Origin of the sequence: Arthrobacter sp. NPDC056691 (assembly GCF_042791415.1) — a bacterium.
GTDB lineage: Bacteria > Actinomycetota > Actinomycetes > Actinomycetales > Micrococcaceae > Arthrobacter.
Genome location: NZ_JBHTXX010000014.1, coordinates 16,918 through 28,908, shown reverse-complemented (window position 1 = coordinate 28,908; position 11,991 = coordinate 16,918). Strand labels below are relative to the sequence as shown.

Genomic DNA, 11,991 nt, shown 5'->3' with positions numbered 1-11,991 from the left:
ACGGCAGCGCGCCCAGCCCGGCGCAGCAACTTAGCCGAGCGCGAACTGGTTCAGGCCGTCGGCAACCTGGGTCAGCCGGGTGAGGACCTCCGTCGCGGCGGCGGGCGACTGCTTTTCAAGGCCGCCCGACGGCGTGACGCGCACTGTGCCGAGCGCCGCCAGCGGGAGTCCGAGCTGCTGCCACGGACGCCTGACGCATTCAACAACCGCTGAGGCCTTCGGCACGCCGCCCGGCCCGTCGGCCTGCAGGGCCCCGGCCCACAGCCGCTTGCCGGCCTCGACTGCCTCCGCGAGCTGTTCCCACTGCCGGGTGGTCAGGGCCCTCAGCGGGACGGCGATGGCGTCCGCGCCCGCAGCAAGGATCCTCTCGAACGGGGCCTCGATTTCCGGCACCGCTATCGCAATTTCGGCGGCGCCGGCCTCGCGGAGGGCGTCGATCACCACGCGCCAGAGCTCGGTGACTTCCTGCCCGGCGACGGAGCGCAGGGTGCGGTAGCCGCTGGATGTGGGGATCGTACCGGCGAGGACAGAGGCGATGTCCGGTTCGTCGATCTGCACCACGAGTCCGGCCCCGGGCACGGCGGCAGCTACCTTGGCCAGGTGCGCTCCAACGCCGGCGGCGAGGGACGCAGCGATGTCGCGGCGGGCGCCGTAGTCGATCAGGGCACGTTCACCGTTATGGAGGTGCAGTCCGGCGGCAAGGCTGAGGGGACCCCGCAGCTGGACCTTGAGCTCGCTGGCGGCACTGTCCTCTTCGCCGGCAATGTCGGCCAGCACGTTGATGTCCGTGGACAGGGCCGACCGCGCCCGGACCAGGTCGCGCCCGGGCCGGTCGACGATCCGCCAGCCGTGCGGCTGGACGTCCACTGCCAGGTCAACGAGGAGCGACGCGGTGCGCCCTATGGCGTCGGCACCGACGCCGCGGTCGGGCAATTCGGCAAGAAAAGGCAGGTGCGGGCTGCCGAGCTCACCGCGGATGATGCGGGTGGCCTCCACCGGGTCCTGGCCCGGCCACGGTCCCAGGGCGGTGGCCGTTACCTGGGCCGGCAGCTGGGCGTCTGCGTCCTGCACGGCTTAGGCAGTGAGCGGGGCGGTGGGGCTGGCTGTTCCGCCGGCAGCGTTGTGGTCCTCCGCGATCGCCTCGTGGTGCCGGATCACCTCGCCGATGATGAAGTTCAGGAACTTCTCCGCGAACGCCGGGTCCAGCTGCGCGTCCTCGGCAAGGCGGCGGAGCCGGGCAATCTGGGCTGTTTCACGTCCGGGGTCCCCCGCCGGAAGTCTGTGGGCAGCCTTGAGGAAACCCACCTTCTGTGTCGCCTTGAACCGCTCCGCGAGGAGGTAGACGAGGGTCGCATCGATGTTGTCGATGCTCGACCGGATTGACAGCAGTTCCGCCATCACTGCAGGATCCACATGCCCGGCCAGGGAGCTGGCGGCGGGATTGTAGGAGTCAGTGTCAGGCAGATCATGGTTTAGCTCGGTCATGGTTCCAGTCTATGGGCAGCGCCGGATTCTCTGCCCGTGTTAAGGATGCTGGCAGAGAATGTAAGTGTTCGCACATACCGATGAGGGAGGATGCACATGAGGATTGCAGTTCTTGGTACCGGGGTGGTGGGCAGGACCCTGGCGGGAAAACTCGTGGAGTCCGGGCACGACGTCGCTCTCGGGTCCCGAAGCGCCACAACGGAGGCCGCCGTGGGGTGGGCAGCGGGAGCGGGGCCGCGGGCCAAAGCCGCGACGTACTTCGACGCCGCGGCGGAGGCCGAGGTGGTCATCAACGCGACGCCAGGCGCGGTATCGCTCGAGGTGCTGGCCGCGGCAAGCACGAAGAACCTCGCCGGCAAGGTGCTGATCGATGTGGCCAACCCGCTGGACCATTCGGCCGGCTTCCCGCCGTCGCTCTCTATCTCGAACACCGACAGCCTGGCGGAAACCATCCAGCGGGCGTTTCCCACTGCCCGCGTGGTGAAGGCACTGAACACCATGCGCGCCGACGTCATGGTGGCGCCGGACCGGCTGGCAGGCGGGGATCACGACGTGTTCATGGCCGGTGATGACGCGGCGGCCAAGGACGTGGTGGCCGGGCTCCTGCGGGAATTCGGCTGGCGGCCCGAACACATCAGGGACCTGGGCCCGCTAGAGGCGGCGCGGGGCCTGGAGATGTGGCTGCCGCTGTGGCTGCGGATTTTCCTGAAGCAGGGAGACAGCGTGTTCAACATCAAGGTGGTCTCTGAGTAGCGCTGCAAAGGCAGGCGTCCCCGCCCTCTGCAGAGGACGGGGACGCAGGTCTTGGGCGGTGGCCGCTAGATACCCAGCAGGGCGCGGTGGTCCTGCCGGCGTTTGGCCTGCTCGGCGGGATCCGGGACGGGCAGCGACGCGATGAGGCGCTTCGTGTAGTCATGCTGCGGAGCACCCATGACCTGGTGGCCGATCCCCTGCTCAACGAGCTTGCCCTTGTACAGCACCCCTACCCAGTGCGACAGCATGTCCACCACCGCGAGGTCGTGGCTGATGAACAGCGCCGCAAACCCGAACTCCTGCTGGATTTCTTTGAAGAGTTCCAGTACTTTCGCCTGCACCGAAACGTCCAGTGCCGACGTCGGCTCATCTGCGATGAGCAGTTTCGGGTTCAGGATAAGCGCCCGCGCCAGTGAAGCGCGCTGGCGCTGCCCGCCGCTGAGTTCATGCGGGAAACGGTCAGCGTACGACGCCGGCAGCTGGACTGACTCCAGCAGCTCACCGACACGTTTGCGCGCCTGTGCCGGCGAGGGGTTGGTGTGGATGATGAGCGGTTCGGCGACGCAGTCGCCGATGGTCAGCTGCGGGTTGAAGGACGCCGCGGGATCCTGGAAGACGAACCCGATCTCCTTGCGGAGCGGCTTGAAGCTCCGCTCCTTGAGGTTCAGCATCTCGTAGCCGAGCACGTTCAGGCTTCCGCCGGTGGTCCGGTTGAGGCCTGCGATGGCCCGGCCGATGGTCGTCTTACCCGACCCCGATTCGCCGACGAGTCCGAACACCTCACCCTCGGATACCGTGAAACTGACGCCGTCCACTGCCTTGAAGGCGGGGCTGCCCAGCCGGCCGGGGTATTCGATGGTGAGGCCCTTCGCCTCCACCAGGACCTTGCCGTCCTGGTGCGCCCGTTCCGTCATCCCTTCCGACGCCGAATGGCGGCCAAGGTGCGGCACGGCGGCCAGCAGCTTCCGGGTGTAGTCCTGCCGCGGCTCGGCGAAGAGGGACTTCGCCGAGGCCTCCTCGACGACGTCGCCGCGGTACATCACCACCACCCGGTCGGCGAGGTCGGCCACCACGCCCATGTTGTGCGTGATCAGCACAATGGACGTCCCGTACTTGTCCCTCAGGTCCCGCAGGAGCTCCAGGATCTCCGCCTGCACGGTGACGTCCAGGGCGGTGGTGGGCTCATCCGCCACGATCAGCCCCGGGTTCAGGGCGAGCGCGGCGGCGATGACCACGCGCTGCTTCTGGCCGCCGGAGAACTGGTGGGGGTAGTAATTGACCCGCGTTTCCGGGTCCGGGATGCCCACTTTGCGGAGGGCCTCGATGGCCCTGGCCTTCGCCTCCTTCGCGGTGACCCGCTTGCCGCCGTCACGTCCCGCGTGGGCGAGGATGCCTTCGGCGATCTGCCACCCGACGGTGAACACGGGATTCAGCGCCGTGGATGGTTCCTGGAAGACCATGGCCACGTCCCGTCCCCGGATCTGGCGGAGCTTCGCGGGGCTGACGCTGATGACGTTGCTGCCGTTGATCACCACGGCGCCGGAACTGATGGCAGTTTCCGGCAGCAGGCCAAGGATGGTCTTGGCCGTCACGGTCTTGCCGGAGCCGGATTCGCCGACGATGGCGAGCACCTCCCCCGCCTTCACCTCGAGGCTTACGTCCTTGACTGCATGGACGTCCCCCGTGTCGGTGGCGAATGTGACCTTGAGATGGTCGATGTCCAGCACCGGTCCGGTGCCGGCCCCATGCCGGTCAGAAACAGATCCGATATTGATGGTCATGAGCTTCTCACATCTGCTGAAATGGCTGCCTGGGCCGCCGCGGTGGAGTCCGGGCCGCCCTTGTTCCCGGCGCGCTTCCGGCCGCGGAGGCGGGGATCGTTGAGGTCGTTGATGCTCTCCCCCACCAGCGTGAGGCCAAGCACTGTCCACACGATGGCGAGGCCCGGGAACACGCCGGTCCACCAGATGCCCGACGTGGTGTCTGCCAGGGCCTTGTTGAGGTCAAAGCCCCATTCGGAGGCGGACGAGGGCTCGATGCCGAATCCCAGGAAGCCCAGGCCGGCCAGGGTCAGGATCGCCTCGGAGGCATTCAGGGTGAAGATCAGCGGGAGGGTGCGGGTGGCGTTCCGGTAGATGTGCCGGCCCATGATGCGGATGCTGGAGGCGCCCACCACCTTCGCGGATTCGACGAAGGGTTCCGCCTTGAGCCTGATGGTTTCCGCCCTGATCACCCGGAAGTACTGCGGAATGAACACCACGGTGATGGAGATCGCCGCAGCGAGCACACCGCCGAAGAGGTTGGACTCGCCCCCGCTGATGACGATGGCCATGACGATGGCCACCAGCAGTGACGGGAACGCGTAGATGGCGTCTGCCACCACCACGAGGACCCGGTCGAGCCAGCCGCCGAGGTATCCGCTCACCAGGCCGAGGATGACGCCGGCGAAGATGGACAGCACCACGGCCACAACGATCACGAAAATGGCGGTCTGGGAGCCCCAGATAACCCGGGACAGGACATCATAGCCGCCGACTGTCGTGCCCAGCAGGTGCTTTCCGCCGGGCGGCTGCTGCGTGGGGAAGCTGCCGTCGGCGTCGGAAAGCTGCGAAAATCCGTAGGGCGCAAGGAGCGGCGCGAAAATAGCGGTCAGGAGGAAGATGCCGGTCAGGACGAGGCCGACGACGAGCATGCCGCGCTGGAGTCCGACGCTCTTGTTGAAGTGGGAAATAACGGGCAGCCGCCTGAACAGCGGGGCCCTGCGGTCCACGGTGGCTTCCACCGGAGGGGCGGTGCTCATGTCAGTACCTCACACGGGGGTCGATCAGCGCGGCCACAATGTCCACGATGAAGTTGGTGACGGCGACGATAACGGCCAGGAGCACCACGATGCCCTGGACGGCCACGAAGTCACGGGCCGTCAGGTAATTGGCCAGCTGGAAGCCCAGCCCCTTCCACTCGAAGGTGGTCTCGGTGAGTACGGCGCCGCCCAGCATCACGGCGATCTGTAGGCCCATTACGGTGATGATGGGGATCAGTGCCGGCTTGTAGGCATGTTTGGTGACCAACCGGAATTCGCTGACGCCCCGCGAGCGTCCCGCCTCGATGTAGTCCCGGCCCAGGGTGCCGATGACGTTGGTGCGCACCAGCCGGAGGAAGATGCCTGCTGTCAGCAGCCCCAAGGCCAAGGCAGGCAGGACGGCATGCGCCATCACGTCGCCGAGAGCGGCCATGTTGCCGCTTCTGAGCGCGTCCAGCCAATAGATTCCCGTGGGCGCCTGGAGCCCGGTGAGGGCAAGTTCGCTGGAGGTTTTCGCCCGCCCCGCAACAGGGAGCCAGCCAAGCCAAACGGCAAAAGTCAGCTTCAGCAGCATGCCGGCAAAGAACACGGGAGTGGCGTAGCAAAGGATGGCGAAGACGCGCAGCACGGCGTCGGGAAGGTGGTCGCGCCGGTGTGCGGCGATCATCCCGAAGGGAATGCCTACCAGGAGCGCGACGATCAGCGCGTTGACGGTCAGTTCAAGGGTGGCTGAGCCATAGGTGGCCAGCATCTCGACAACCTTGCGGTTGTCGGACAGGGTGGTTCCGAAATTGCCCGTGACAAGTTGCCCCAGGTACTCGAAGTACTGCACGGGAAGCGGACGGTCATAGCCTGCGGCGTGAATCCGTTCCTGCAGTTGCTCCGGGGGCAGCCGGCCGCCCAGCGCGGCCGTGATGGGATCGCCGGTGATCCGCATGAGGAAGAACACCATGGTGACCAGGATGAAAATCGTCGGAAAGATCAGGAGGAACCTGATCAGGAGGTATTGGCCCAGTCCCCCGCCGGACTTCTTTTTCTTGGTCGGCAAAAGGCCGTCGGCGTCGCTTGGCGGCGCCTCAATAAGAGTTGTCATTACTGCCTGATTCTGTGTTTCCGGATCCGCAACGGAACCGGAATCGGCTGTTCACTGTCCAGCAGGAAGGCGGGACGCCCGGAAGGCGTCCCGCCTCCTTGGCTGGTCAGGACCTGATGGGGTGGAGCCCTACTTCGAGATCACCCCGAGGCGGGTCTTGAACGAAGCGTCGAGGGTCTGGTCCACGCCCTTGACGTCTGCCCCCGCAACCATGAGCTGTGCCCCCTGCAGCAGCGGCAGGGTGGAGAGGTCCTTGGCGACGGCGGTCTGCGCCTCGCCCAGCACCTTCTCGCGTTCGGCCTTGTCCACGGTGGTGAGCTGCTTGGTGACAAGCTCGGTGACGGAGGAGTTCTCGTAGTGGTTCTTCAGGAAGTTGCCAGGGATGAAGAACGGCGTGAGGTAGTTGTCGGCGTCGGAATAGTCCGGGAACCAGCCGAGCTGGTAGACCGGGTAGGCATCGGCCGTCCGGGCCTTCGAGTAGGTGACCCATTCGGTGGACTGGAGGTCAACCTTGAACAGCCCCGACTTTTCCAGCTGTTCCTTGATCATGGCGTATTCGTCGCCTGAGGACTTGCCGTAGTGGTCGGGGTTGTACTGCAGCTTGATGTTGACGGTACCGGTGATGCCGGCGTCCGCGAAGGCCTTCTTGGCCTTGTCCAGGCTGGGCTTGCCGTTGCCGTCGCCGTACATTTCCTTGAGCGGCTGGATGGCCCCGTTGAAGCCGTCCGGAACTACGGAGTACGCGGGCAGGTAGGTGCCCTTGTAGACCTGGGTGGCAATGGCTTCGCGGTCCACAATGTCTGCCATTGCCTGGCGTACGGCGAGCGCCTTCTTGGCGTCGGCGTCGGCCGTCTTGGCACCGAACGGCATGGTGTCGAAGTTGAAGACGATGTAGCGGAGTTCGCCGCCCGGACCCTTGTGCACCTTGACCTTCGAGTCCTTCTCAAGGTCGGCGGCGTCGGTGGCCGTCAGGCTACGGCCGGCGACGTCGATGTTGCCCTGCTGGACGTCGAGCTTCAGGTTGTTGGAGTCGGCGTAGTACTTGATGTTGGCGCCGTCGTTGGCAGGCTTGCCCAGGAGCCCCTGGTAGTCCGGGTTGGCCTTGAGGCTGATGAGCTCGTTCTTCTTGTAGCTCTCGATGGTGTACGGCCCGGCAAATGGCTTGCCCTTGACGATCTCGTCGTCGCTGAGGACCTTGTCCGCCGGGAAGACCTCTTCGTCGACGATCGGTCCGGAGTTGGCGGCCAGAACGCCGGGGAAGACCTGGTCGTTGCCCGCCTTGAGGGTGAAGACCACGGTTGAGTCGTCCTTGGCCGCCACGGACTTCAGGTTCGACAGCAGGGCGGCCGGACCGTTGGGGTCGGCAATCTTGACCACGCGGTCGATCGAGAACTTGACGTCCGAGGAAGTCAGCGCGTGGCCGTTGGCGAACTTGAGGCCCGGCTTGAGCTTCACGGTGTACTCAGTGGGAGTGGTGAACGACGCCGATTCGGCGATGTCCGGAACAGCGTCGGCGCTGCCGGGCTTGGAGTTCATGAGGAACGGGTAGATCTGGTTCATCACCATGAACGAGCCGGCATCGTAGGAACCGGCAGGGTCCAGGGTGACCACCTTGTCCGTGGTCCCGTAGGTGATGGTGCCTCCACCGGCGCCTCCGGTGGATGTGCCGCCGCCACCGGAAGGGCCGGTGCAGGCTGTCAGTGCGAAAGCGGAAACACCTGCCAGCGCGATAGCGCTCCGCAAGGCCCTCTGATTCTTTGCCATCTGTGAACTTTCTGTTCGATGAGTACGCACGGGGTGCCCGATCTGACTCGTGTGCGGGCAGCCCGCTGATGCCTCTGATTCAACCAGAAGGTTGCCCGGTGAAACATTGCATCGTGTGAGTTGAGACACAAAATTTACCAGAATGGCGTGCAGTCTGCTGACCGAACGGTCGGGAACCGTGAAATGGCAATAAAAAACGGCCAGCGGAACAATCCGCTGGCCGCTCATTCTTCCTCCGGAAACCGGAGCACGGTGTAAGAATGTTGGGGCTAAGTCAGAGCTGGGCCCGCTGCAGGGACCGCGCAGCGTCGATGGTCGCTTGGCCGAGTACCCTGCTGCCCTGGTAGAGCACCACGGTCTGGCCGGGCGAAACACCGCGCAGCGGATCCGTCAGGGTCACCACAAGGCTGTCCCGGTCGATCCCGGCGTCGTCCGCAACCCGCTCCATCCGTGCAATGGCAGGAACGGGGTCACCGTGCGCGCGGACCTGCGCATGGCAGTCAAAGTCGGCGCCGGAGCCAACCTCATCGATGGGCAGGCCGGCCCAGGAAACCTTGATCCCGCGGATCTCGTCGATGGCCAGCAGGGCCTCGGGCCCCACCACCACTTTGTTTTCCTTCGGCCGGATTTCCAGCACGAACCGCGGCTTGCCGTCGGCTGCCGGCCGGCCAAGCTTCAGTCCCCGCCGCTGCCCGACAGTGAACGCGTTCGCACCGCCGTGTTCACCCACCTTGGCGCCGGTCTCATCCACGATGTCGCCTGTGGTCATGTCGATCTTTTCCGCGAGCCATCCGGCGGTGTCACCGTCCGGGATGAAGCAGATGTCATGGCTGTCCGGCTTGTTGGCCACTGACAGCCCGCGCCGTTCGGCTTCCGCGCGGACCTCCGCCTTCGACGGCGTGTCCGCGAGCGGGAACATGGAGTGCTTCAGCTGCTCGTGGGTGAGTACGCCCAGGACGTAGCTCTGGTCCTTGGCCCAGTCGGCGGCGCGGTGCAGTTCCCGGTTTCCGTCGGCGTCCTCGATGACCTTGGCGTAGTGGCCCGTGCAGACGGCATCGAACCCGAGGGCAATCGCCTTTTCGAGCAGGGCGGCAAACTTGATGCGCTCGTTGCAGCGCATACAGGGGTTGGGGGTGCGGCCGGCGGCGTACTCGTCGATGAAGTCCTGGACCACATCCTCCTTGAACCGCTCCGAGAAATCCCACACATAGTAGGGAATCCCCAGGACGTCACAGGCCCGCCAGGCATCGCGCGAATCTTCAATGGTGCAGCAGCCCCTGCTGCCGGTGCGCAGTGTACCCGGCATCCTTGACAGCGCGAGGTGAACGCCGACGACGTCGTGCCCCGCCTCGACGGCGCGGGCGGCTGCGACGGCGGAGTCAACTCCGCCGCTCATGGCTGCTAGAACTCGCATTATGGCTTTCTGTTGACACCGGTTGCCGAACTATTCTAATGCCCACCGGAATCAGGGCCTAAATTTCCTTGACGGCTTCGGCCCACCCTTCTAAAGTCGCGAGTAACGTTTTTAGAACGCAGGCCCCTGGCCTGCCGTGCGAATCGAGTAGCGCCATGACCCCTGAAAGCATTGTTATCGCCGGCGCCGGGCTGGCCGGAGCGACGGCGGCCCGCACCCTGCGCGCCGAAGGGTACGCCGGGAACATCACCCTCGCGGGGGCCGAGGCGCACCCTCCCTATCTCCGGCCGCCGCTGTCCAAGGAATACCTGCTCGGCAAGGCCGGGGACGATGCCGTCGAGGTCGCCCCCGAGAGTTGGTACGCCGACAACAACGTCAGCCTCCGGCTGGACAGCCGAGTGGCATCGATTGATCCGGCGGCACACACGGTCCGCTTCACAGACGGAACAGTCCAGGGATACGGGGCACTCCTGCTGGCGCCTGGCGCCACGCCCCGGACCCTCCCGCTGAACGGCGCGGAACTGGACGGCGTCAGCACCTTCCGCACGATCGGTGACAGCCGCCGGCTGCGGGAACAGCTAGCGGCCGGCGGCCGGAACGTCGTCCTAATCGGCTCCGGCTGGATCGGGATGGAGCTGGCGGCAGCAGCGAGCACCTACGGCAACCAGGTCACGCTGCTCGGGCTTGAGGACATTCCGCTCGAGGCGGCGATCGGCCCGGAGCTTGGCAGCTTCTTCCGTACCCTGCACGAGGGCAACGGAGTCCACTTCCGGCTTCCCGCCTCCGCCAGGGAGATCACCGGACACAACGGAAAGGTGACAGGTGTGGTGACCGACGCCGGCGAGCTCCTGCCTGCGGACATCGTGGTCATCGCAGTGGGAGTGGTTCCGGAAACGGCACTTGCCACCGCGGCCGGACTGGATGTCCGCAACGGCATCCTCACCGACGCTTCGCTGCGCACCAGCGCCCCGGATATTTTTGCCGCGGGCGACGCCGCCAATGCGCTGCATCCGTTCACCGGCGAGCATCACCGCAGCGAACACTGGTCCAACGCGCTCAACGGGGGCAAGGTGGCGGCCAAGGCCATGCTCGGCCAGGACGTTGCCCTGGACATGGTTCCCTACTTCTACACCGACCAGTTCGACGTCAGCATGGAGTACTCCGGCTTCCCCTCCATCGCAGCCAAGGCGGCCCCGGTTATCCGGGGCTCGCTGGAAAGCAAGGAGTTCGTGGCGTTCTGGCAGCAAGACGGGCGCGTCGTGGCCGGCATGAGCGTCAACTGGCCGAGGTCCGTCAAGCCCAGTGCCCAGAAGACCATCAAGGCGCTCATCACTGCCCGCGCAGAGGTGCCCGCGGAGAAGCTGGCCGACCAAGCCGTGCCCTTCGAGCAGCTGGTGCCGGAGGCCAGCTGATACGGACGGTCAGCTGGTGCCGGAACTCTGACGGGCTACGGTGGCAGCCGTCTGAATGGAGGATTCGTGTCCCGCCATTCCGGCTTGGCGCGCCCGGGAATAAGCGCCGGGCAGGGCCTCGAGGAATGTGTCCACGTCCGCTTCAGTCGAAGGATGCCCCAGCGTGAAGCGCTGCGCACCGCGCGCCGTCTCCTCATCCAGGCCCATGGCGAGGAGTACATGTGACGGACGCGGAACACCTGCCGTGCACGCGGAGCCTGTGGACGATTCGACGCCGGCGAGGTCCAGCAGGAACAGCAGGGAGTCACCTTCGCAGCCGGGGAACGTGAAGTGGGCATTTCCGGGCAGGCGCCCGTCACCCTCCGGACCGCGCAGCACCGCCGCCGGAACCGCGTGGCGGACCCCGGCAATGAGCCGGTCGCGCAGCCGCGAAATCCGCGCCGCCTCGGCGTCGAGGTTCCCCGCGGCGGCGGCGGCTGCGGCGGCGAAGGCCGCTATGGATGCCGTGTCCAGTGTCCCGGAACGGACGTCGCGTTCCTGGCCGCCGCCGTGCTGAACCGGCGTGAGCTTAACGGACCGACCAAGAATGAGCGCACCGACGCCGACCGGGCCGCCGATCTTGTGGCCTGAGATGGACATGGCATCCAGCCCCGAGGCCCGGAAATCCACGGGTACGGAGCCAAACGCCTGCACCGCGTCTGAATGTACCGGGACCCCGGCGGCGTGCGCGAGCTCCACTGCGCGGCGGACGGGCTGAATGCTCCCCACCTCGTTGTTGGCCCACATGACCGTCACCAGGGCAATGGACTCGGGCTCGCGGTGCAGTTCCGCCTGCAGCGCCTCGAGGTCCAGCACACCGTCCTGGTGCACGGGCAGCCACGCGACCTCCGCCCCTTCGTGGCGCTCCAGCCACTCGACAGTGTCCAGTACGGCATGATGCTCGACGGCGGAGCACAGGATCCGCCGCCGGCGCGGGTCTTCAGCCAGCCGGGACCAATACAGGCCCTTGACGGCCAGGTTGTCCGCTTCGGTGCCGCCCGAGGTGAAGATGACCTCCGAGGGATGGGCGCCTGCTGCGGCGGCAAGGGTTTCCCGCGCGTCCTCCACGGATCGCCTCGCCCGGCGGCCGGAGCCGTGAAGGGACGAGGGGTTCCCGGTCCGGGACAGCTCGCGCGTCAGGGCAGCCAGGGCTTCGGCGGCGATGGGCGTGGTGGCAGCATGGTCCAGGTAAACAGGCACGCTTAAATACTAGACGCCGCTAAATACTAGA

10 protein-coding genes are annotated in these 11,991 nt (G+C 66.1%); 2 read left to right on the top strand and 8 right to left on the bottom strand.

Annotation, left to right across the window (positions count from 1 at the left end; all coding sequences use genetic code 11):
* Positions 1 to 30 precede the first annotated feature (30 nt).
* Positions 31 to 1,071, bottom strand: coding sequence for a hypothetical protein (locus tag ACFRAU_RS12925; RefSeq protein ID WP_377996799.1), 1,041 nt, complete (start codon positions 1,069 to 1,071; stop codon positions 31 to 33).
* Between the two features lie 3 nt (positions 1,072 to 1,074).
* Positions 1,075 to 1,485, bottom strand: a complete 411-nt coding sequence (locus tag ACFRAU_RS12920; protein ID WP_377996798.1) for a chorismate mutase — start codon at positions 1,483 to 1,485, stop codon at positions 1,075 to 1,077.
* A gap of 96 nt (positions 1,486 to 1,581) precedes the next feature.
* Between ACFRAU_RS12920 and ACFRAU_RS12915 the strand changes: the two genes are divergently transcribed.
* On the top strand, positions 1,582 to 2,238 hold the full coding sequence (locus ACFRAU_RS12915; RefSeq protein ID WP_377996797.1) for an NADPH-dependent F420 reductase: 657 nt from the start codon (positions 1,582 to 1,584) through the stop codon (positions 2,236 to 2,238).
* Between the two features lie 65 nt (positions 2,239 to 2,303).
* Here ACFRAU_RS12915 and ACFRAU_RS12910 read toward each other — a convergent pair whose 3' ends face one another.
* The 5 genes from ACFRAU_RS12910 to mnmA form a co-directional block, all read right to left on the bottom strand.
* Positions 2,304 to 4,019 carry an ABC transporter ATP-binding protein gene (locus ACFRAU_RS12910; RefSeq protein WP_377996796.1) on the bottom strand — a complete coding sequence of 572 codons (1,716 nt, stop codon included), beginning with the start codon at positions 4,017 to 4,019 and terminating at the stop codon, positions 2,304 to 2,306.
* Entirely contained in the window at positions 4,016 to 5,038 is a 1,023-nt protein-coding gene (locus ACFRAU_RS12905; protein ID WP_377996795.1) for an ABC transporter permease, read from the bottom strand. The genes ACFRAU_RS12910 and ACFRAU_RS12905 overlap by 4 nt, the downstream gene beginning before the upstream one ends.
* Position 5,039: 1 nt before the next feature.
* Entirely contained in the window at positions 5,040 to 6,131 is a 1,092-nt protein-coding gene (locus ACFRAU_RS12900) for an ABC transporter permease (protein ID WP_377996794.1), read from the bottom strand.
* 129 nt (positions 6,132 to 6,260) lie between these two features.
* Positions 6,261 to 7,895, bottom strand: coding sequence for an ABC transporter substrate-binding protein (locus tag ACFRAU_RS12895; RefSeq protein ID WP_377996793.1), 1,635 nt, complete (start codon positions 7,893 to 7,895; stop codon positions 6,261 to 6,263).
* A gap of 274 nt (positions 7,896 to 8,169) precedes the next feature.
* Positions 8,170 to 9,309, bottom strand: coding sequence for a tRNA 2-thiouridine(34) synthase MnmA (mnmA, locus tag ACFRAU_RS12890; RefSeq protein WP_377996792.1), 1,140 nt, complete (start codon positions 9,307 to 9,309; stop codon positions 8,170 to 8,172).
* 155 nt (positions 9,310 to 9,464) lie between these two features.
* Here mnmA and ACFRAU_RS12885 point away from each other — a divergent pair, with 155 nt between their 5' ends.
* Complete coding sequence (locus tag ACFRAU_RS12885; protein WP_377996791.1) at positions 9,465 to 10,721, top strand: NAD(P)/FAD-dependent oxidoreductase; 1,257 nt, start codon at positions 9,465 to 9,467, stop codon at positions 10,719 to 10,721.
* Between the two features lie 9 nt (positions 10,722 to 10,730).
* Here the strand turns inward: ACFRAU_RS12885 and ACFRAU_RS12880 are convergent, their stop codons facing one another.
* Positions 10,731 to 11,960: a cysteine desulfurase family protein gene (locus ACFRAU_RS12880; protein WP_377996790.1), complete on the bottom strand. Its 1,230-nt coding sequence runs from the start codon at positions 11,958 to 11,960 to the stop codon at positions 10,731 to 10,733.
* Between the last annotated feature and the right edge of the window lie 31 nt (positions 11,961 to 11,991).

Excerpts from the sequence above, each read along its gene's own strand:
- ACFRAU_RS12905 (WP_377996795.1), bottom strand. The coding sequence starts at position 5,038 with ATGAGCACCGCCCCTCCGGTGGAAGCCACCGTGGACCGCAGGGCCCCG.
- ACFRAU_RS12920 (WP_377996798.1), bottom strand. The coding sequence starts at position 1,485 with ATGACCGAGCTAAACCATGATCTGCCTGACACTGACTCCTACAATCCC.
- mnmA (WP_377996792.1), bottom strand. The coding sequence starts at position 9,309 with ATGCGAGTTCTAGCAGCCATGAGCGGCGGAGTTGACTCCGCCGTCGCA.
- ACFRAU_RS12910 (WP_377996796.1), bottom strand. The coding sequence starts at position 4,019 with ATGACCATCAATATCGGATCTGTTTCTGACCGGCATGGGGCCGGCACC.
- ACFRAU_RS12915 (WP_377996797.1), top strand. The coding sequence starts at position 1,582 with ATGAGGATTGCAGTTCTTGGTACCGGGGTGGTGGGCAGGACCCTGGCG.
- ACFRAU_RS12900 (WP_377996794.1), bottom strand. The coding sequence starts at position 6,131 with ATGACAACTCTTATTGAGGCGCCGCCAAGCGACGCCGACGGCCTTTTG.
- ACFRAU_RS12885 (WP_377996791.1), top strand. The coding sequence starts at position 9,465 with ATGACCCCTGAAAGCATTGTTATCGCCGGCGCCGGGCTGGCCGGAGCG.
- ACFRAU_RS12895 (WP_377996793.1), bottom strand. The coding sequence starts at position 7,895 with ATGGCAAAGAATCAGAGGGCCTTGCGGAGCGCTATCGCGCTGGCAGGT.